Raw genomic sequence first — 21,435 nt, 5'->3', positions numbered from 1 at the left:
GGATAAGGCAAACCGCGTCAGGCTATTCAAAACGCGGAAACAGTATTTCATTCTCAAGATGGATATGCGCCACCAGGTCTTCGACCAGCTTGGCCGTGCCGAAATAAAGCGCCCGCCATGAACCACAGACACCGTCGGGCAACGTGAAATTGTTGGTCAGCTTTTGCAGTTTATGGATGGCTTCGGCATGCTCGTCATGTTCTTCGCGCATGCAATGGATCGGCATGATCAGGGGGATTGTGCTGGCACTGTTGCGTTGCATTTCGCGCATCGCCGGAAACAGAACCATTTCCTCTTTCGCCATATGGGAATCAAGCTTCTCCGTCATTTCAAACAGCGCGTCGGCCAATCCCGCCGGGGCGTCCGGATGATCTCCGTGAACGGCCTCGACCTTCCGGGCAAGCAGGATGAGTTCGGCCAGTTCATCACGATGGGTCTGATGATACCGATCCAGAATAAAATCGATGAAGCCATCGATATCATTTGGATCCGGCAAGGTCAGTGGCCCCTTGGGCAAATCGCACAATTCACGGGCAATCAGACCGGCATCCAATCCTTTCGCACCGGCGACCTCGTCCAGCGACTTGTTGCTTGAACAGCAAAATCCGATTTTATGGCGTCGCAAAACCAGGGTTGCCCCCGGAAAGCTTGCGACCAGATCGCCGATCTTGCGATGGACCAGATTTGCTGAATTGGCAGGCTCCTGATCATGTGTGAAATCGGATTGCATGCTGGCGGACCTCCATCCCCGGATATTGATCCACCCAAGTTTAGGCACCTTCCCAAAAGTCACGTTGACGATGGTCAAGTAGCCCTACGTGGAATTTTGCGATCCCCCCTGCCCGATACTGTCTTGCAAAAGCAGAACCTTTCCGCCTTATCAAGAACCGTAAAAATTCAAATCTTTCAGTGATTTGACGGACATCAACACCTTAAGACCCAAACATGACAATACTTCCGGAACCAATTCGGTCCGGAGTCCGCCGTGTCAATCAAACGCCCGTCATTTACACCCTTTCTGCTGATGAACCCCATCGTTCGAAATGGTCCGGCATTCGCGCTGGAACGTCTGTGCCAGCACGCCATGGCAACCATGTATCGTCGACACAAACCCGTTTTCGAACGGGTCACCGAACGCGAAACATTTGCCCTGCTCGTATGCCCGACCGATCTTGATCTCGACCTTTTCCTTGCCCTTGATCCCAAGGCCCCCGTCCTGCGCCCGGCCCATGAGGGGGATGACAATATCATCGCGGCACGGATCATCGGCCCGCTTCCGGTCCTTCTGGAACTGCTCGAAGGAAAATCCGACGGGGACGCGCTGTTTTTCTCGCGCGCATTACGAATAGAGGGCCGGACCGACCTTGTCGTTGCCCTTCGCAATGCTCTGGACGGCGAAGAAATAGACTTGCGTTCGGCCGTCATTGAAAGCTTCGGCGCGTTGGGTCCTGTGGCAAGTCTGGCACTTCGCGCCGCCGAAGCGGCATATCGCCAGATGCAATCGGACATGGACCGCGTTGCCGACACCCTGATGTCCCCGATTGAAAAACGTCTGGGCGGACTTGACCGGCGTCTTGGCGAACATGCGGAAAACATTTCAGGGCTTCAGAAATCAGTAAAACGTCGCACGCCGCGCACCGCTCAGACCGCGCTGGCAGGTGATGATTTCGCCCTGCCCGATCCTTCATAACCGACAAACACATACAGGGATTTCATGGAACTAGTTTGCCCGGCAGGAACCCCCGCCAGTCTGCGTGCCGCCGTCGAGGCCGGTGCGGATGTTGTATATTGCGGTTTCCGCGATGCGACCAATGCCCGCAACTTTCCGGGGTTGAATTTTTCCCGACCCGAACTGGCCGAGGCCGTTACATTCGCACATAGACATGGCGTGCATGTCTATCTGGCCTGCAACACCTATCCGCAGGCCGGTTCCGAAGATATCTGGCATAAGGCCGTCGATGATGCGGTTGCAATCGGTGTTGATGCCGTCATTCTGGCCGATATCGGTTTGCTGCGCTATGCCCGCGATAAACATCCCGATGCACGCCTGCATCTGTCGGTACAGGCATCCGCCTCGAACGAGGAAGCCATTCGTTTTTACCACCGCGAGTTTGGCGTGCGCCGTGTGGTTCTGCCGCGTGTCCTGTCGCTCGAAGAAATCCGGATGTTAAACCGGCGCATTTCAGTGGAAACCGAAGTTTTCGCCTTTGGCGGCATGTGTGTCATGGCCGAAGGCCGTTGTTCGCTATCTTCCTATGCCACAGGGGAAAGCCCCAACATGAATGGCGTTTGTTCACCAGCAGCCCACGTCCATTACGAGGAACGCGGCGACAGCACCGTTTCCCGCCTTGGCAATTTTGCAATCAATGTTTACGGCAACGATGAAAAGGTCGGATATCCGACCCTTTGCAAAGGCCGGTTTCGCGCCATGGACAAGGCCGGTTACCTGTTCGAAGAACCCACCAGCCTTGACGTTACCGCAATCCTGCCCGAACTCGCCGATGCCGGTGTAACCGCCCTTAAGATAGAAGGACGCCAACGCGGCAAGGCTTATATCACGCAGGTTGTCGGCGCATTCCGCGCGTCCCTTGATCGCATTGCCAATGGGCAAACCGGTACGCGCAGTAATCTGGCTGCCCTTAGCGAAGGTCAGGCAGATACAACAGGTGCCTATCGGAGAAGCTGGCAATGACAAAATCAAGACTGGTCATGGGGCCTATTTTGTTTCACTGGGACGAAAACCGTAAAAAGGATTTCTATGCCCGCATTGCCGATGAAATCGATGTTGATACAGTCCATGTTGGTGAAGTCGTCTGTGCCAAACGCATGCCGTTCTTTGACAAACATCTGCCCGACATCATCGAACGGCTTCAGAATGCCGGAAAGGAAGTCGTCTTCTCGACACTGGCCCTCGTGATGAATGAACGCGAGATCGCCCAGCTGCGTGAAATTGCCGAAATGCCGAACCTTCTGATCGAAGCCAACGACATATCTTCCATCGGCCTGCTTTCCGGCCGCCCGCATGTCGTCGGGCCGTACATCAATACATATAACGAAAGCACCTTGGACTACCTGATTTCCAGAGGTGCACACCGCGCATCGCTTCCCTGGGAATTGCCGATGTCATCGATTGAAGCCCTTTGCAACGCGCGTAAAACGGCCGAGATCGAAGTCCAGATATTCGGTCGTGTCCCGCTTGCCATATCAGCCCGGTGCTACTCTGCACGCGCACATGGCTTGCACAAGGATGGCTGCCGATATGTCTGTGGCGAGGCCCTTGATGGCATGGATGTCGAAACGCTGGATCACACACCGTTTCTTGCCGTCAATGGTCTGCAAACCCTGTCCAGTCACTATCTGGAATTATCAACCGCTATTGATGATCTGAAAGATGCCGGTGTTAACGCCTTCCGGATTTCACCGCACACTCTTGATATGGTGCGTGTTGCCAATCTCTACCGTCGTCTGATTGACGGTGAAACCTCGTCTGACGAGGTCAGGCAATCGTTGCTGGAAATGCAAAACGATCTGGCTTTCGCCGATGGCTTCCTGCACAGCCTTCCGGGTGCAGATCTCCGGGAAACGCTTGGTTCCCGGGCAGAATAGCCTTCCCCACCGCGCAAATATCCATATCCCGAATACAGATATGAAAAGGGCCACAGCCTGATGAACTGTGGCCCTTCGATACATTGTGCAGGGGAGTGGACAGCTCAATGTATTGACGATGGTTGGAGTATAATTGATTTGCTTTGATACTCCTTGACGGTCGTCAATTAGGACTGCCTTTGCGGGTTTCCTGCTTTTGGATCACACATCAATTTCTATTTCCTGCACCTCGCCCAAAGGCACAAGAAGGATTTTTCGAACAGGCAGATGACGCGCTGCATGCCGTATTTCGGTTTCACGCATCATCGAAAACGCGGTTGAAAACGCATCGGCATCCGTTGCGGTATCTGCAAAGACACTCACCCTCTCCCACAAGGCGGGCGAATGTCCGCTGCGCGGGTCGATCAGATGGGTATAATTCCCGTTCAAACTGTACCTGAATCCCGAACCTGACGACGTTGCCAATGCACCATAATACATCCTGACTCCACTGGACGACTGCGCATCGTTCCCGCCAAATCTTACCGGCCATCCCGTACCGTCTATTCTGGGACCAATCGCGTATTTTTCGCCAAGGTCAACCAGCACATTCTTCATGCCGTTTCGCCGGAAAACCCCCGCGACACGGTCGGTGATATAACCCTGTGCCATACCATTCAGCGTGACCTGCATGCCCTGTTGCGCAAAGGAAACCCGGTTCGGTTCAATCCGGATTGCCTCATATCCGATCAAGGATTTCAGCCTCCCGATTTCTGCCTGAACTGCACCTTCATCAGTGATAGCGATCTGCTGCGACAGTTCTGTTAGCCGCGCCCAAACGGTCTGGATCGTCGGATCGAATGCGCCATCGGTATGTCTGGAAATCATGGCCGCGCGCGACATCAGTTCAACAAATTCCTGTTCGGGGTTTTCGACAAATCCGTCGCGATTCAAGCGCGAAATTGTCGCATCCGGTCGATACAGACTGAACATGTTTTCCAGTCGTTCGATTTCGGAAAGTGCCGACGAAATCATTTCATCAGCCTGATCTTGCGAAAGGCCGTCCAGATAGATTGTAGCCTCTGCACCAAGGGCGGTTCCCTGCCAACGATGCAGCTTATCTGGCGTGGCAAAGGCCTTGGGGGATACCAAGGCAATTGATGCCGCACTGGCAAACAGGGTGATAAAGCGACGACGGTTCAAGTCTGTCATGACGCACCTCCGTCCGAAGGTCCAAGATCAAAAACGTAGTCATCAGGGATGTCTTTGTAGCCGACAATCTGCCCCCCATGCGCGGTTACGAATGACTGGGCTGCGGCAAGGGTCCCGAATGGCACGGCTTCGCCAATTCCCATGCCGCTTGTCATGTCACTGCCGATCACGAAATGTGCGCTATCAATGGCCACCCAATTTGGTGGCGGGGATTGCCAGTCGGCATAACCGGTCATGTCATTGACGTAAATGACAGCCACCTCACGGGCTTCACCGGGCATAAGCGTAAACGCAATCGCGTCACGTACCGACGGGAACCATAAAATTTCACCATTCGATTTACGGTGCAGTTGGGCCTTTGGCCCCGGATGATCGGCAACAATCATGCCGCAGAAAAAGCCAGAAACATCGCGTGTCAGATCCTGCGGATCGGGACGCGCGACAATCTCCTGCTCGCGACATCCCGCAAGCAGGATCGCCCCGAGAACGACAAACGGTAAAATGGCTTTCATAACTGCTTCCTCCGAAACAGCACCACCGCCAGTATCAGCGGAACAACAACCCACATGCCGAGCGAGAGCACGGGTGCGAAACCGTTACCGATACCTTCAAGGTCCGATATCACCAGCCCGGCAGCAACCCGGACATCCTCAAAACCCGAAAGATTGATCATGCGAAATGCATCAGCCGGATTGACAGTCAGAAGCATATCGAAAACCGGTGCGCTTATGCCTTCACCGCCATCGGCAACCAACGCCCCCAAAAGCGCCATGTCATAAACGATCACCAGACAAAGCCACACACCAAACGCCAGAGCCGCCGCGGCGCTCCGTTGACGGGGCATGGCACTGATGGCCAATCCAAGTGCGACAAAAGCCGCCCCCAGCACAACCGAACTCCCTATCAGAACGCCAAAGGCCATCCAGTTGGCGCTTTCAATCCCCCCGTAAACAAGGACAAGTGCCGCTGATCCGAAACCAAGAACAGTTGCCAATCCAAGGCCCAGCGTCTGGCCCAGAAACTTTCCGATAATGATGTCGGATCGCGACAGCGGATAGGTCAGCAACAAAAGCATCGTCCCGCGTTCAACCTCGCCAACCAACGCGTCATAGGACAACAGCAATGCCATCAATGGCAGCAAAAAGACCGAAAGGCTGGCCAGACTGACGATCGCAACAGCCAGTTGATCGACGCCAACGGTGCCCGCCGGCGCACTTCCCAGAAAAGTAAGGCTAAGCGAAAACAGGACCAGCGCCGCGGTCGCGCCCAAAAACCAGCGATTGCGAATTCCGTCGCGAAATTCCTTGATTGCAATGATGACAAGTTCTCTCATGACGCCACACTTTCTTTCTGGAAATGCATGTAGAGATCGCCAAGCGACGGCAACCTGATGTCAACGTCGTCAAGCTCCGGCACGGTGGCCGACAGATGCCGCAATACGTCAATCTTGCGTTCAGATGGCAAGGTCAGATCAAGACCATGGTCGTTGATCCGCTCGCAGCCGATCCCGTCGGGAATTTTTTCAGCACAGGCGGCCCCCATTCCCGGTCTGGTGATCAGACGGATATGCACCGGCAGATTGGCCCGCCTGCGCAGATCATCGATGGTTCCCGATGCAATCAGTTGGCCCTTTCGCATGATCGCAATTTTACGGGTATGGGCTTCAAGTTCCGTCAGCGCGTGCGAAGACAGAATGACCGTCACACCGCTGTCTTCAAGTTCGCGCACGATGTCATAAAAGGCGTTGCGCAATTCAGGATCAAGGCCGGTCGTGGGTTCGTCGAGCATCAATATCCGCGGATTGCCCAGCAATGCCTGCGCAAGACCAAGACGCTGACGCATCCCTTTGGAATAATGCCCAACCCGCTTATGTGCGGCGTCGGCAAGCCCGACACGTTCAAGGATCCGTGCGCAGTCAGACACGGGATGGCGTTTCAAGCGGGCAAAGAAAGCTAGCGTCTCCGCACCGCTCATGCTGTTATAAAACGCGATATTTTCCGGAAGATATCCAAGAAATGCATGCGCGTTCTTTACGCGATGGCGGGATGTGCTCTCCTCACCAAGAATGCGGATATTTCCCTTGTCAGGACGCATAAGACCAAGGATCAGCTTGATAAGTGTCGTTTTACCCGCGCCATTATGGCCAAGTAACGCAACACTCTCGCCTGCGCCAATTTCCAATGACAGATCGTTGACAGCGTTTTGCTGATCGAACGTCTTGGTCACTTTTTCAAGCAGAATTGCAGGATCATTCGGCATGATAGCCGTCTCCTTCAAATCGGGCGATAACCGGCGGTGCCATTAGCGGATGACTGTCAATCACGCCCCCCGGATGCAGTGCCGGAAACCGGGATTGCGCCCATTTCAAAATCTGTATTGCAGGTGCATTCAGCAAAAGCTTGGCGGATGGATGGGCCCAGACGACCTGATCAAGCATGTCATTTGGCCGATAGGCCCGATCTCCAAGACCATCACCATCCAGATCGAATGCGGCATTATCGCTCCAGTAATTTCCGCGACCGTTTTCAGACCATTCAAGCCAGCGTGTGCCGACATACTTGACCTGTGTCCGGTTTCCGGAAAACGCATTGCCAACAATGACATTGCGTTCCGATCCGGCGGTAAACTGCACACCGATCCCGCAGCCCTCGAACCGGTTTCCCCGAAAATCGTTCTTGTTGGAGTTATAAATAAAAACGCACTTTTCGCCGCCACGATCCACGACATTTCCGCTAAATTCGGACTTATTGGCATAGTTCAGCAGAATGCCGTGGTCACGATCCCCGCGTGACAGGTTGTTCGTTACCTTCAAACCATCCGAAAACATCAACGCATAGCCGACCGTATTGTCAAAGGAACGGTTGTCCCGGATTTCGCTGTCATGCGTATACATGTAATGAATCGCAAAACGGACATTGCGAAATTCGTTACCAATGAACCGGTTCTGTTTGCTGGTCGTCACAAAAATACCGTCTCGGCCCTGCGATATTGCGTTGCCGATCACAACCGATCCCGGTGTATTCCAAAGCTGCACCCCATTACCACGTTCGTTTACGCGCAGGTCCTGCCGACCGACGATGATATTGTTCCGCACGGTCGCGTTTTCCGGACCGGAAAGATAAATGCCGATCAGATTGTCACTGATCACACTGTCTTCAATGACGGCACCGTCGCCATTGGGGGTTACAAAAATCCCGCTATCCTGTGTTGATAAATCCAGACCCGATCCCGTCACGGTAATACCGCGAAGCATTACATCCGGCCCGTCGATGGTAATCACATTGCCGGTTCCATTCCCGACAATCCGAACGTCATTACCGCCTTCAAGCCTGATCGGACGATGCAGAATGATCGGCCCGGAATAATCTCCCGGGCCGAGCAGAATCCGGTCACCGTCCTGTGCCGTATCGACAATCTCCTGCAATCCCTTAACTGACGGGCCTGCCTCGATTTCCGACGCATGCAGCGACGAGAATGTTGTCATCCAAACCGCCAGCGCAGATAAAGCGGTTCGAATGGCAGTCTTTGGACAGATGACCGGAAACATCGTGCTTATCCTTACGCCGGTTTAACCAGCATACGACCGCGCATTTCCATATGCAGCGCATGGCAGAACCACTGGCAGTAATACCAGTGCACACCGGGTCGATCGGCCTTGAAGGTCACCGATGCCGTTGCCTGCGGTGCGACTTCCATTGCCACACCATAGTTCCCGATTGTGAACCCGTGCGTCAGGTCGTCGACATCATCGATATTGGTGATGAATACGGTAACCTCGTCGCCCTGATTGACCTCGAACTTGTCCATGCTGAACATCGGCGCGTTGGAATACATATAGACACGCACCTTGTTGCCATCCCGAATGACGATTGAATCGCCTTCAAGATCGACACCGTCCTTTTTCGCCCAGTCGCGGGCTTCGGCAAACATCGGATCATTGCGATCCCAGAGATTGACCGGATTGACCACCGAACTATGGACGATGATGCAATCATGCGGTTCGGCAAATGTCGGACCGTCATGAACGACCTTTGGTGCATCACCGGTAATGTCAATCAGCTGATCGTTTTCCGGCTTCAGCGGACCGACATTAAGGAACCGGTCTTTCGAGAACTTGTTAAGGGAAATAAGCCATTTGCCGTCCGCATCCTTGGTTTCACCCATGGAAGTGTGGTTATGGCCCGGTTGATAATGGACATCGACCTTGGCAAGGATCGGATTGACGTCTTCACCGTTGAACTTGCGAACCGCGGCATCAATGTTCCATTTGCACATCTGACTATCAAGGAACAGGGTGGTATAGGCGTTCCCCTGACCATCAAATGCGGTATGTAACGGACCCAATCCAACCTCGGGCTCGGCCACCACAACACCGCGCGGTTCGATCCTGTTTTCGAAGCAATCTTCGAACTTGCGTACATCCAGCACGGTAACCGTCGGGGACAGCTTGCCATTAATGACAATGTGCTTGCCATCCGGTGCCGTGTTGCAACCATGCGGGCTGTTCGATACCGGCACATAACGGGTCAGCGGCGATCCTTTGCGGCCGTCAACGACCTTAACACCGTTGATTTCCTTGTAATTGCCATTCTTGATCGCCTGTTCGATGCGCTCGATCGAGAAAATGACCGCCCAGTCCTGCTCGCTTGCCGTCATTTCCGCAAGCGACACACCGTTTTCCGAATTGTAGCAGGTCGAAACCGCATATTTTCCCTGATAATCGGCATCACAGTTATCAAGATTACCATCGACCATCACCTGCCAGGCAACTTCCATCGTGTCGCCATCGATTGCCGTGAAAATTGCATGATACTGCGACGGATCGTCCAGAATGCTACCGTCATTGGGAACCGGAACCCGGTGTTCACCATTGGCAAAGACATAGCCGGTGCGCGGGAATTTCTGCGGGCGCAGACCATGGATGTCCGACGCGTTCGGAATTTCGATGATCTTGTCGCATTTCATGACGTCACAACGAATGCGGGCGACGCGCGTGTTCGCCTTGTCATTCACAAACAGGTATCGCCCGTCATAGGTCCCATCCGTGAAGGACATATGCGGGTGGTGCAAATCCCCGTTCAGCCAGATTTCACCCTTGTCGGCCAGATACTTTTTGGTTTCCGGCAACAGACCTTCGGTCAGGATTTTGCGGCTTTCATTCGTTTGGCCCCAACCTGTTGCGCTGCATCGGTTGAAAACCGGAATGCGCATCAGCTCGCGCATGGAGGGAACCCCCATAATGCGGACTTCGCCAGCCTGCCCACTGCTCCAGAAGCCGTAATATTCGTCAAGATCACCTGGCAAAACCTCAACCGATCCAGCAGCCGCTTTTGCCGCCGTTGGTGCGAGGATTGAACCCGCGGCAATGCCCGCAGCACCGGTTGCACCGGCAATCCCTGCCAATCCTGCCATCTTTGCTGTTCCGCCGAGCAAGCCGCGTCGGCTGATCTTATAGTTCTCTGTTTCATTCGACATAATGGAACTCCTGATATGTCACAGCTGGTTAGACGCACCGTTGTTTCCGTCCGAAGACTTCGGATTGGAACAACTTGCGCCGCATCCACCGGAGCCACAGCTCGCGGACGATGGTTTCGAATGAGAAGTCGTTTCGGTTTTCGTTTGAGGTCTGGAAGTTTTTGAACCGGACTGCAGTGCCATGCGGCGTTCAAACCGGGCCAGTTTCTGGATCATGACCGGGCAATTCTGGTCGTCGTAATACAGTTCCTGGCAATGAAGGCAGTACAGGCATTCATTCGGGTCAATGTGCCCGTCAGGATGAATGGCCTGAACCATGCATTCGTTTGCGCACCGGTGGCAGGGGGAACCGCAATCACGATACCGTTTCAGCCAGTCATTGACCCGGATCCGACCAGGTATCGCCAAAGCCGCGCCCAGCGGGCAAAGGTAACGACAGTAAAACCGCTCGATGAAAAGGCCCGCGACCAACAGCAGAACCGCAAACAGGACGAACGGCCAATCGCGCATGAAGGAAAGAATGATCGCCGTCTTGAAGGGCTCGATCTCGGCCAGATGCTCGGCCTGATCGAACGCATGGAACGAGATGCCAAACAGGACCAGAAAGGCGATATATTTGATCGGCCAAAGGCGCTGATGCAGGCCAAAGGGAACCGCGATTTGCGGAATGCGAAGCTGTTTGGCCAGCTTGTTCAAAAGTTCCTGAAGTGCGCCAAACGGGCAAAGCCACCCGCAATATGCACCGCGTCCCCAGAATATCAGTGACGCCGCAACCGCAAACCACAGCATAAAGATCAGCGGATCCATCAAGAAATAGGACCAGTCAAAACCCGACCCAAAGGAATTGGCAACCGTCAGGACATTGACGACCGAAAGCTGTGCATTGGCATAATATCCAATCCAGACCACGGTAAAGATCAGGAATCCAGTCCGGATCCGCTGCGTCAGTTTGCGACGGCGGACAAACCAGTCCTGGAAGAAGAACAAGCCGGTCAGAAGCAGGATTGCGCAAGACAGGATGACAATATCGACAATCCGGTTCGTCCATATCCGCTTCCAAAGCGCGTCCCGGTTTTGGGTATCGGTACCGGATTTCTGTGCACCAACCTCGTTGGCTTTTTCCGAAACATTATCCGGTGCCGCCGTCGCAACATCGATCTTGCGCAGATATTTGACCGGTGGCGCATAATCGACGCCAAATGTCGTAAAGGCCTTCTCCAAAGCGCCTAGCTGGCGCTGGACCAGAAGCTGCAAATGCCACGGCACAGTTGGATCAAACGGCACTTCTTCGGGGATAACAAAAAGGGCAACTTCCCTGAAACGCGGCGCACCCTCGGCCGCAATTTCCCCGAGGCGCTTGTGATGTTTGTCACGGAAACGGACACTGTTATCGCCCTGTATAACCTGAATACGGTCAAACACCCCACCGCGAACATAACCCGATCCCTTGAAGGAATATTCACCGTTCGCCGCAACAAGCAACGCCTGCTGGCCGGGCTTCAGAACCTTCTGAAGATTGGCATATTCCGCATCCCCCAGCAGATTATGTCCGATCATCGGAATGGAAACGAGAGCGGTATATAGATCAATGAACGGGCCGTCGGCAGCGATCCTGGCTTGATCGTTGCCACTACCTTTACCTTGCCCTCTGTCGTCAGTTCCCTCGAAGGCCTGCGCAACATCGCCATGCGATAGCGACAGACGCCTAACCGACCCGTCGCCAAGCAATTCATCCCAGCTTGCCGGCCCGTCTTGCGACATATCGACGGCGAATTTGTCGCCCTTGCCGCCCGGCTGCGTCAACCCGCCCAGACCAAGTGTTCGGGCCACCTTGATTGCCGAGCGCCGAATTGAATCGTCAATCACCATGATGGTGACGGTGGCACCACTCACGATATCGTCAGGCAACGCATCCAGCTCTTCGCTGCGGGCATATTCGGCTATGTTAAAACCGGTATAGCCCGCGATGTAGTCCGTGATTTTGCTTTCAGGAATGCCAACCAGCACGATCGGTTCTTTGTGGGCAACCAGTCGTGCACCGGTAATAACACCCTGCATCGAGATGCCGACCAGAATGTCGATTGGTTTGCCGGAATAACCAACCGAATTGGCCCAGTCGCTATTGAGGAAAATGTAACCAAGCTGGTTACTACCGCTATAGACGGGAACAAGATGATCTGTTGTTTGCTCCTCGCCGATATGATCGGCTCCGGGCATGATGCTTGCGGCATCAAGCGACACGACATAATCGTCAAGCGTACCGGCAAAACTGCTCGTGAACGCAAGCCCCCAACCGATCACTGCCAGCAGTAGCAGGCGCAAACCCGATAACGAAAATGATCCGGATACAACAACCACGGCACGTCCCCACCAAACTGATGCTCCATAATCTGAACACCAGTGAGCGGGACCTTATCGGATCCGGAAACGCCATCACTTGACTCACGTCATGTCAAAATTGCGAAATCGCAATTGCCTGATAGCTTGTCGTTTTATCTACGCAAAAACGTCATTTTTGATGACGCTCTCTAAAATTGATGTCTTCGAAACTTCAATACCAAACGACATACGGGACGAGAACGCTCAAAATGGGCGGCACTTTCAAGTCCCGTTAAGCTCATATCATAAAGCTATATAGTCCCGAATTGTGAGCCCGCGACAAAAGGAAACTCTCGCACATTTTCACCTCCGGAATACTTCGGTATTAACAAAACCGGTATCCAACCCCCGGCTCGTTTTCGATATAGGTCGGGTTAAGCGGATCATCGCCAAGTTTCTGGCGCAGATGACCAATATAGATACGCAGATAATGCGTTTCACTTTCCTGCGCAGGTCCCCAGATTTCGCGTAAAATCTGTTGATGGGTCACGATACGCCCTGCGTTACGTGCCAGAAGGGTCAGTAAGGCAAACTCCTTTTTGGTCAGTTTCAGTTCATTATCGGCCTTAAAAACCCTGTGCGCTGCCAGATCGATCTTCAGCTCGCCCGAAACAATCTCGCTACTGGTCAGGTCTTCAGATTTGCGGCTGCGCAAGATAGCCCGCACCCGTGCGATCAATTCGGCGATGCCGAACGGCTTGGTCACGTAATCGTTCGCACCACGGTCCAAGGCAATCACTTTTTCTTCCTCATTGGCACGCACGGAAAGAACGATGATCGGAACCTCGCTCCATTCCCTGATTTTCGTCAAAACTTCCTGCCCGTCCAGATCAGGCAATCCAAGGTCAAGAATGACAAGATGCGGGGTCTCAAGGGCGCATTTCTCGATACCCGACTGGCCGTTTTCGGCCTCGATCACCTCATACCCTTGCGCACCAAGGCTGATCCGCAGGAATTTGCGGATTTGCGGTTCGTCATCAATGATCAGCACTTTGGCCTGATCGCGCATCTCAGCTTCCTTCCGCACTGCCATCCTGCAAATCCTCGTCATCCTCTGCAACCGTTGGCATCGCGGTTATCGGCAGGGTTATGGCAATCGTTGTGCCCACCCCCTGCGGCCCGTCGTGTGCAACGATACCTCCGCCATGCGCCTCGATAAAACCACGGCAGATCGACAATCCAAGCCCCGTACCCGCCACCTGGCTATCACCTGCGCGCACACGGTAGAAAACATCAAAAACAGCCTGCCGTGCTTCGGTCGGGATACCACGCCCGTTATCCGATATCTCGACCACCATACGCGTTTTATCTGCCTTGGCCTTTACGGTAATCCGGCCATCATCAGCAGTATGCTTTACAGCATTATCAAGAATATTGAACAGAACCTGTTCGATCAGAACCGGATCAAGCTGGATCGGTGACAGATCGGGCGATACCTGCACGTCAAAGGATCGAGACCCGGCATATTTGCGGACATGCTTGATCGCACGACCGATAATCTCGGCAAAGTCGGACCATTCCTTTTTCGGCTGCAAGGCACCATAGCCAAGCCGTGTCATATCCAGAAGGTTCTGAACAAACCGGTTCAAGCGTTCGCTTTCCTCAAGGATGGTCTGGGTAAGCTGCCCGCGATCCTCTTCTCCCATGCTGTCGCCATAGCTTGACAGTGTGGTTGCCGACCCGATGATCGATACCAGCGGGGTGCGTAAATCATGCGATACCGAAGACAAAAGTGCCGCGCGGAGCTGCTCGGTCTCGCTCAGCAAGCGTGCTTCTTCGATATCGGTCGCAAGACGGGTACGTTCGACAGCAACGGCCACCTGATCGACAAGCGCTTCAAGCAGGCGACGCTGGGAAGGCCCCAATGTGCGCGCATCTTCCCTGAAGCGGACACCAAGAACGCCAAGCGGTCCCTGCGGGGTATTTACCGGCATGAATAGCCATTCTGCGGTCGGCAGGGTTTCCGATCGCCATCCGGCCGGTTTGGAATGCTCCCACGCCCATTCGGCGGCCCCCCAATCTTTTAGCCCCAACTGATCTTCTGGCGGGTAGGCTGCGGTAATTTCCAACGATCCATCCGTACCCGGCTGCAGGACCATCGACTGACAATCAAGCGTCGCGGCCACATGATGCACAGCCGCCCACAACACATCGTCAAGCGATGCCGCCGCCGCAATCTTGCGACTGAAATCATAAAGGTTGGCAGTGCGCTTGCCGCTGGTTTTCATGGCATCGACCTGCAGGCGCAGACGTCCTGCCAGATTGCCAACAATGACCGAGACAATCAGGAAAAATACGATGGTAATCAGCTGTTCATGATGGAACACCGACAGGGTGTAATAGGGCACGGTGAAGAAGAAATTGTAGGAAATGAAAGACAGCAGACTGGCGGCAATCGACGGCCACATGCCGCAACGGATCGCAGTTAACAACACCGCCAGAAGATAAATCAGCGACAGATTGCCAAGCGGCACATAGCGGTCGGCAAAAAGTGCGGCAACGGTTGCCAAAGTAACGCTGCCAAAGACCCATGAAAGACTGCGTGATCGCCAGTTTCCGCGTTCGAACGGATTGTCCGAGATCAGCGAACGTTTTTTCTCATCCATGTCCGCAGCAATGACCGTAACATCAAAGCCCTCGGCATTCTCAAGCAGCTTGCGCGCCACATTCTCGCGCAACAATCCGGTCCAGCGCCTTCGCCTTGGCCGGCCGATCAGAAGACGCGTGACATTGCGTTTGGACGCCAATGCGGAAATCTCTTTTGCCAAATGGGCTTCGGCCTGAAGCGTGACAATTTCCGCACCAAGCTGTTCCGCCAGACGCAATGCTTCGGCAATGTCATCCTTTTCGGCATTCGCCATCCGGTCGTCGCGCGGTGTTTCCACATGCAAGGCGATCCACGGAACACGCTGGCGTTCTGCCATCCGCTTGGCCGTGCGAACCAGCTTCTTGGCCACCGGACTTTCATTCAGGCACACCATCAGGCGGTCCTGTGTCGGCCATGGGCCGCTGACCGCGTGGGTGCGCATATATTCCAGCATCTGCGCATCAATGCGTTCCGCGGCAATACGCATCGCCAGTTCGCGAAGGGCTGTCAGATTACCCTTGCTGAAAAAATGCCGAAGCGCACGTCCGACCTGATCGATGACATAGACCTTGCCATCACGCAGTCTTTGCAAAAGATCATCAGGCGGCAGGTCGATCAGCTCGATTTCATTGGCTTTTTCAAGGAAACTGTCGGGCAGGGTTTCGCGCACGCGAACACGTGAAATCCGGGCGACAATATCGTTCAGGCTTTCAAGATGCTGGATGTTCAGCGTCGTATAAACATCGATCCCGGCATCAAGCAGTTCATCGATGTCCTGATAGCGTTTTTCATGACGGCTGCCCGGCACATTGGTGTGTGCCAGTTCATCAACAAGGGCGATTTCCGGCTTGCGCCAGATGATCGCATCAATGTCCATTTCCCCAAAGACACGCCCCCGATGCAAAAGCCTCTTGCGCGGCAATGCTTCAAGACCGCGCAAGAGGTTTTCGGTTTCCACGCGCCCGTGGGTTTCGACAATGCCGACAATAACGTCCCGCCCCTCCTTCCGCCGTTCCTGCGCGGCCTGAAGCATGGCATAGGTTTTTCCGACGCCCGGATAGGCGCCCAGAAAGATCTTGAGCTTGCCCCGATCATCCTTGCGGGTCTGTTCCAGCAGGGCTTCGGGGGATGGACGGTCCTCTTCGTCGGTCATCTTGCGTCGATCAAAGCCTTTCGTATTTATCCTGTCATATCAGAACCATCGGCGGATCACCCGGATAAATCGCCGATAGACTGACAGCACCTTGCTCCGGAGCCAGACAGCGCGCATTTCCTCTGCCTCGCGCTGAACCTGTCTTTGCCGGGCACCGGACTGCCGAAAGACAGCCCGATACCCTGTATTTTTGGAATAATCCATCGGATCAGGACGACATTTCGTCCAAAGCCAGATTCAGCATCAGAACATTGACCCGCGGCTCTCCGATCAACCCAAAGGTTCTATCTTCAATATGGGCTGCAACCAGTTCTTCCAGGTCATTGAGCGGGATGTTTCTGGCTTTAGCGACCCTTTCCATCTGGAAGCGGGCACTTTCGGGCGAGATATCGGGGTCAAGTCCGCTGCCCGATGCCGTCAGCAAATCTATTGGCACCGGGCGATTGCCGTTTTCCGCCGAAAGATCAAGGGCACGGGCCTTGACCCCGTTGACCAGTTCCCGGTTCGTCGCCCCAAAATTGGAACCACCGGAATTATCGCCCTCATAGCCATAGCCGGCATAGGAAGGACGCGGATGGAAATAGCGGTCACTTTCAAACTTCTGGCCGATCAGGCGCGAACCAACCACGACACCGTTCTTTTCAATCAGGCTGCCATTGGCTTCTTCCGCGAACAGTCCCTGCCCGATCCCGGTCATTGCCAGCGGATAGGCAACACCGGTTATCACCGTCATCACAGCAGCCATGCCAATGGCCGGACGTAACAAGTTCAACATGACAAATTCTCCGTTAAACCAGACCGACGGCATTGATCAGAAGGTCAATGACCTTGATGCCGACAAAGGGAACGATCAGGCCACCAAGGCCATAGATCAGAAGATTTCGACGCAGCAGCGCCGCCGCACTGCCCGGCGTAAACCGTACCCCGCGCAGAGCCAGCGGGATCAGGGCGATAATGATCAGGGCATTAAAGATCACCGCCGAGAGGATCGCGCTTTGCGGGCTGGCAAGCCCCATGATGTTCAGCGCACCAAGCTGCGGATAGGCCGCAATGAAAAGCGCGGGCAGGATCGCGAAATACTTGGCAACATCGTTGGCAATCGAAAATGTTGTCAACGCGCCCCTGCTGAGCAGCAACTGTTTGCCGACCTGGACGATCTCGATCAGCTTGGTCGGATCGCTATCAAGGTCGACAAGGTTGCCCGCCTCGCGTGCGGCCTGGGTGCCATCATTCATCGCAACCCCGACATCTGCCTGCGCCAAGGCCGGCGCATCGTTCGATCCGTCACCGCACATCGCCACCAGACGCCCGCCTTCCTGTTCCTGACGGATCAGTTCCAGCTTTTTCTCCGGCGTTGCCTCGGCCAGAAAATCATCCACCCCGGCCTCGGCAGCGATTGCCGCAGCGGTTAACGGGTTGTCCCCCGTAATCATGACCGTCCGGATGCCCATGGCACGCAGTTCGGCAAACCGTTCACGAATGCCTGGCTTGATGATGTCTTTCAGATGAATGACACCCATGATCTTGTGGTTTTTTGCCACCACAAGCGGCGTACCACCTGATTTGGCAATACCATCAACGATCCTGCCAAGTTCGGCAACCTGCGGACCTGCTTCGGCATAAGCCCGCATCGCATCCCCGGCACCCTTACGATATTCATCCGGGCCGATATCGGCCCCGGACATCCGTGTTTCGGCACTAAAGGCAATCGCCTTGGACAGTTTCGATTTATCACCCCGGAAATCAAACAGCTTGCCTGCCAGTTCGACAATCGATTTGCCCTCTGGCGTATCGTCGGCAAGCGATGCGATTGCCGCAGCTTCCGCCAATTCGCGATCTGTGACACCTTTGAGCGGCACAAATTCGTCTGCCATCCGGTTGCCAAAGGTAATGGTCCCGGTTTTATCAAGCAGCAGCGTATCGACATCCCCCGATGCTTCAACCGCACGCCCGGACTTGGCAATGACATTGGCCTTGACCAGACGGTCCATACCGGCAATCCCGATGGCAGACAGCAAACCGCCGATTGTTGTCGGGATCAGGGTCACCAGCAACGCAATCAGAAACGCCATCGGGATCGACGTCCCTGAAAACAGTGCGAACGGTTCAAGCGTGACGACCACGATCAGGAAGATGATCGACATGCCGACCAGCAGGATATTAAGCGCGATCTCGTTTGGTGTTTTCTGACGCTGCGCGCCTTCGACCATCGCGATCATGCGATCAAGGAAGCTTTCGCCCGGTTTGGCGGTAACACGGACTTTAAGCCAGTCCGACACAATCCGCGTTCCGCCGGTTACCGCCGACCGGTCCCCGCCACTTTCGCGGATGACCGGGGCAGATTCGCCGGTGATCGCAGATTCATCGACCGAGGCAATGCCTTCAACGATCTCGCCATCGACCGGGATGACATCGCCCGCCTCGACCAGCACAAAGTCACCGGGCGAAAGACGGCTGCTTGCGACCATTTCAACGGCGGTCTTTTCCCCGTTCCGCAGCTTTTTTGCCTGGGTTTCCTTGTTGGTTGATCGCAAACTATCGGCACGTGCCTTACCACGCCCTTCTGCGACCGCTTCGGCAAAGTTGGCAAACAGGACGGTAAACCAAAGCCAGACGGTAATCTGGATCAGGGCAGACAGGTCCGGACCGCCCGTCATGCCGGTATGGATGCTGATGACGGTTGCCATCACCGCACCGGCCTCAACCATGAACATCACCGGATTGCGGATCATGATCCGCGGATCAAGCTTGCGAAACGCCTCAATACTGGCAGTCCGGACAAGCGCCCCGTCCAGCAGACGGGAATTTTCTGTTTTCTTCATTTTCTGTACTCCTCCGGTCAGTAGGCAATTCCGGCCAGCATTGCGAAATGCTCCGCAATCGGACCGAGTGCCAGTGCCGGGAAGAAAGTGAGGCCGCCGACAATCAGAATGACGGCAATCAGAAGGGTAACGAAAAGCGGACCATGGGTCGGGAATGTGCCGCCCGAAACCGGAACGACATTCTTCGTCCCGAGCGACCCGGCAATCGCCAGGATCGGAATGATGAAGCCATAACGCCCCAGCAGCATCGCAATGCCCTGCAAGGTAGTATGGAACGGCATTCCGGCCCCGAACCCGGCAAAGGCCGAGCCGTTATTGCCCGTCGCCGAGCTATAGGCATAAAGGATTTCCGAAAGCCCGTGCGGTCCGGCATCCTGTACTGCCGTCATAGCGACCGGAACGGTGGCAGACAAAGCCCCGAAGACCAGAATGCCGATCGGCATGGTCAGGATGGCCAGAACAGCCAGCTTGATCTCGCGGGCTTCGATCTTCTTGCCCAGATATTCCGGCGTCCGCCCGACCATAAGTCCGGCAATGAAAACCGTCAGAACAACAAACAGCAGCATGCCGTAGAAACCGGCACCGACACCGCCATAGACGATTTCACCAAGCTGCATGTTCAGCATCGTGACCATGCCGCCAAGCGGTGTCAGACTGTCATGCATGGCATTGACCGATCCGTTCGACGCAGCAGTTGTCGCTGTCGCCCACAGGGTGGAATTCAGGATACCGAAACGGGTTTCCTTGCCTTCCATATTGCCCGGATCGGCGACAATCGTGCTGGAATTTGTCAGCAACGCATTGCCTGCCTTTTCCGCACTATAGGTCGCGGCAAATCCACCGACAAACAGCACGGCCATCACGGCGAAAATCGCAATGCCCTGGCGCCTGTCATTAACCATCTTGCCAAACAGGAAGCAGAATGCCGCCGGGATCAGCAGGATATAAACCATCTGAAGCAGATTGCTCAGCGCTGTGGGGTTCTCGTAAGGGTGCGAAGAGTTGACGTTAAAGAAGCCGCCACCATTGGTGCCAAGCTGTTTGATCGCGATCTGCGATGCGGCCGGCCCCTGTGCCAGAACCTGCTTTGTGCCTTCAAGCGTGGTTGCATCGACATAGGAATTCAGGTTCTGCGGAACTCCCTGCGACATCAGGAAAATCGCCGCAACAATCGAAAGCGGCAGCAGAATGTAAAGAACCCCGCGCGTCATATCGACGTGGAAATTACCAAGATCACGGATCTTGCGACCGGCGAAACCGCGGATCACGGCAACAGCAACCGCCATGCCCGTTGATGCACTGACAAAGTTCTGCATGGTCAGGCCGACCATCTGGCTGAAATAGGACAGTGAAGTTTCGCCGCCATAGGCCTGCCAGTTGGTATTGGTGACAAAACTGACCGCCGTATTAAACGCCAGATCGGACGACATCGGTGGCAGTCCGGCCGGATTCCAAGGCAAAAGATGCTGCAAACGCAGAATGGCAAACAGCAAAACCCATCCGGCAGCATTAAAGGCCAGAAGGGTCACGGCATAGCGTGACCAATGTTGCGATGCCTGCGCATCAATACCGCAGATGCGATAAATGACTTTCTCAACCGGCTTGAAAACGGGTGACAGCAAAACCGCCTGTCCACTGTAAACCCGGTACATATACCCGCCCAGCAACGGGGCGCACGCCAGCAGGATCGCGCAATAAAGCGCGAACTGGCCGAGATCGGTTGTCATCGGGAACTCCGTCCTAGAATTTTTCGGCCCGGATCAGGGCGTAAAAAAGATAGACAATCAGCGCTGCCGATACGGCACCACCAAGAATGTAACTGATCATGGAACCTCCTAGATCCGTGCGCAGCCGCGTACCGCAAGCCCGCACATGGCAAAGGCACCCAATGCCAGAACGGCATAGATCAGATCGAACATGGGATACTCCTGTAGTGTTCGCATCAACCGCTACAGGCTAGGAGGGAGGGCCGTAAAAATACGATGGCAGAAATGTGTTCTGAACCGATGTCAGGCATAAAAAATGCGTAAAACCCCGATAAAAGCGCGCGGTGATGCCTTCTGAACGGCTTTGATTGGCGTTCACGCCAGACATGCCCCCGAATCATGACAAGCAGGCTTACCGAGCTTGCAAGCTACAACTCAAGTAATGAGAAATAAATTTCTGAGGTTATATGCTAGAAAGGCTCACATTTCCCGAACTGCTCTCTTCAATTAATTGCA

General features: G+C 54.5%; 17 protein-coding genes. 3 read left to right on the top strand and 14 right to left on the bottom strand.

The annotated features are described in order from the left end of the window. Positions 1–22 precede the first annotated feature (22 nt). The gene (locus tag SMB34_RS02055) at positions 23–730 is read right to left on the bottom strand and encodes a DUF542 domain-containing protein (protein WP_037987416.1); all 708 of its coding nucleotides are present in this window, start codon (positions 728–730) and stop codon (positions 23–25) included. Positions 731–985: 255 nt separating this feature from the next. On the opposite strand from SMB34_RS02055, the gene ubiT reads away from it, so the two are divergent. From ubiT to ubiV, 3 genes are read left to right on the top strand one after another with little or no spacing between them, the layout of a single operon-like run. Then, positions 986–1,690: a ubiquinone anaerobic biosynthesis accessory factor UbiT gene (gene ubiT / locus SMB34_RS20555; RefSeq protein ID WP_007089830.1), complete on the top strand. Its 705-nt coding sequence runs from the start codon at positions 986–988 to the stop codon at positions 1,688–1,690. Between the two features lie 24 nt (positions 1,691–1,714). Continuing rightward, positions 1,715–2,692, top strand: a complete 978-nt coding sequence (gene ubiU / locus SMB34_RS02045) for a ubiquinone anaerobic biosynthesis protein UbiU (RefSeq protein ID WP_007089831.1) — start codon at positions 1,715–1,717, stop codon at positions 2,690–2,692. After that, the gene (gene ubiV, locus SMB34_RS02040; RefSeq protein ID WP_007089832.1) at positions 2,689–3,606 is read left to right on the top strand and encodes a ubiquinone anaerobic biosynthesis protein UbiV; all 918 of its coding nucleotides are present in this window, start codon (positions 2,689–2,691) and stop codon (positions 3,604–3,606) included. The genes ubiU and ubiV overlap by 4 nt, the downstream gene beginning before the upstream one ends. 201 nt (positions 3,607–3,807) lie before the next feature. On the opposite strand, the gene SMB34_RS02035 is transcribed toward ubiV, so the two are convergent. From SMB34_RS02035 to kdpF, 13 genes are all read right to left on the bottom strand, one after another. Further along, complete coding sequence (locus SMB34_RS02035) at positions 3,808–4,797, bottom strand: FAD:protein FMN transferase (RefSeq protein WP_051682069.1); 990 nt, start codon at positions 4,795–4,797, stop codon at positions 3,808–3,810. Further along, positions 4,794–5,309, bottom strand: coding sequence for a nitrous oxide reductase accessory protein NosL (locus SMB34_RS02030; protein WP_037987415.1), 516 nt, complete (start codon positions 5,307–5,309; stop codon positions 4,794–4,796). The genes SMB34_RS02035 and SMB34_RS02030 overlap by 4 nt, the downstream gene beginning before the upstream one ends. Next, complete coding sequence (locus SMB34_RS02025) at positions 5,306–6,130, bottom strand: ABC transporter permease subunit (protein ID WP_037987414.1); 825 nt, start codon at positions 6,128–6,130, stop codon at positions 5,306–5,308. The genes SMB34_RS02030 and SMB34_RS02025 overlap by 4 nt, the downstream gene beginning before the upstream one ends. Continuing rightward, entirely contained in the window at positions 6,127–7,056 is a 930-nt protein-coding gene (locus SMB34_RS02020) for an ABC transporter ATP-binding protein (protein WP_037987413.1), read from the bottom strand. The genes SMB34_RS02025 and SMB34_RS02020 overlap by 4 nt, the downstream gene beginning before the upstream one ends. Further along, the gene (locus tag SMB34_RS02015) at positions 7,046–8,281 is read right to left on the bottom strand and encodes a nitrous oxide reductase family maturation protein NosD (protein WP_037987412.1); all 1,236 of its coding nucleotides are present in this window, start codon (positions 8,279–8,281) and stop codon (positions 7,046–7,048) included. The genes SMB34_RS02020 and SMB34_RS02015 overlap by 11 nt, the downstream gene beginning before the upstream one ends. Positions 8,282–8,355: 74 nt before the next feature. Beyond that, positions 8,356–10,272 (bottom strand): TAT-dependent nitrous-oxide reductase, encoded by a 1,917-nt coding sequence (gene nosZ / locus SMB34_RS02010; protein ID WP_007089838.1) that lies wholly within the window; start codon positions 10,270–10,272, stop codon positions 8,356–8,358. Between the two features lie 18 nt (positions 10,273–10,290). Then, positions 10,291–12,630, bottom strand: coding sequence for a NosR/NirI family protein (locus SMB34_RS02005; RefSeq protein ID WP_037987411.1), 2,340 nt, complete (start codon positions 12,628–12,630; stop codon positions 10,291–10,293). A gap of 346 nt (positions 12,631–12,976) precedes the next feature. Next, positions 12,977–13,684 carry a response regulator gene (locus SMB34_RS02000; RefSeq protein WP_240478719.1) on the bottom strand — a complete coding sequence of 236 codons (708 nt, stop codon included), beginning with the start codon at positions 13,682–13,684 and terminating at the stop codon, positions 12,977–12,979. Next, positions 13,662–16,391: a sensor histidine kinase gene (locus SMB34_RS01995; RefSeq protein ID WP_037987409.1), complete on the bottom strand. Its 2,730-nt coding sequence runs from the start codon at positions 16,389–16,391 to the stop codon at positions 13,662–13,664. Before SMB34_RS01995 ends, SMB34_RS02000 begins: the two co-directional genes overlap by 23 nt. A 208-nt stretch (positions 16,392–16,599) precedes the next feature. Then, on the bottom strand, positions 16,600–17,166 hold the full coding sequence (gene kdpC, locus SMB34_RS01990) for a potassium-transporting ATPase subunit KdpC (RefSeq protein ID WP_037987508.1): 567 nt from the start codon (positions 17,164–17,166) through the stop codon (positions 16,600–16,602). Between the two features lie 13 nt (positions 17,167–17,179). Further along, complete coding sequence (gene kdpB / locus SMB34_RS01985; protein ID WP_037987408.1) at positions 17,180–19,213, bottom strand: potassium-transporting ATPase subunit KdpB; 2,034 nt, start codon at positions 19,211–19,213, stop codon at positions 17,180–17,182. 17 nt (positions 19,214–19,230) lie between these two features. Next, positions 19,231–20,940, bottom strand: coding sequence for a potassium-transporting ATPase subunit KdpA (gene kdpA, locus SMB34_RS01980; protein WP_037987407.1), 1,710 nt, complete (start codon positions 20,938–20,940; stop codon positions 19,231–19,233). Between the two features lie 13 nt (positions 20,941–20,953). Beyond that, the gene (gene kdpF / locus SMB34_RS21555) at positions 20,954–21,040 is read right to left on the bottom strand and encodes a K(+)-transporting ATPase subunit F (RefSeq protein WP_084716446.1); all 87 of its coding nucleotides are present in this window, start codon (positions 21,038–21,040) and stop codon (positions 20,954–20,956) included. Positions 21,041–21,435: the final 395 nt, after the last annotated feature.

It is taken from the genome of Thalassospira permensis NBRC 106175, from assembly GCF_000714555.1.
Lineage (GTDB): Bacteria > Pseudomonadota > Alphaproteobacteria > Rhodospirillales > Thalassospiraceae > Thalassospira > Thalassospira xiamenensis.
Note: the sequence above shows the minus strand (reverse complement) of the source record. Positions and strands in the feature narration are given on the sequence as shown.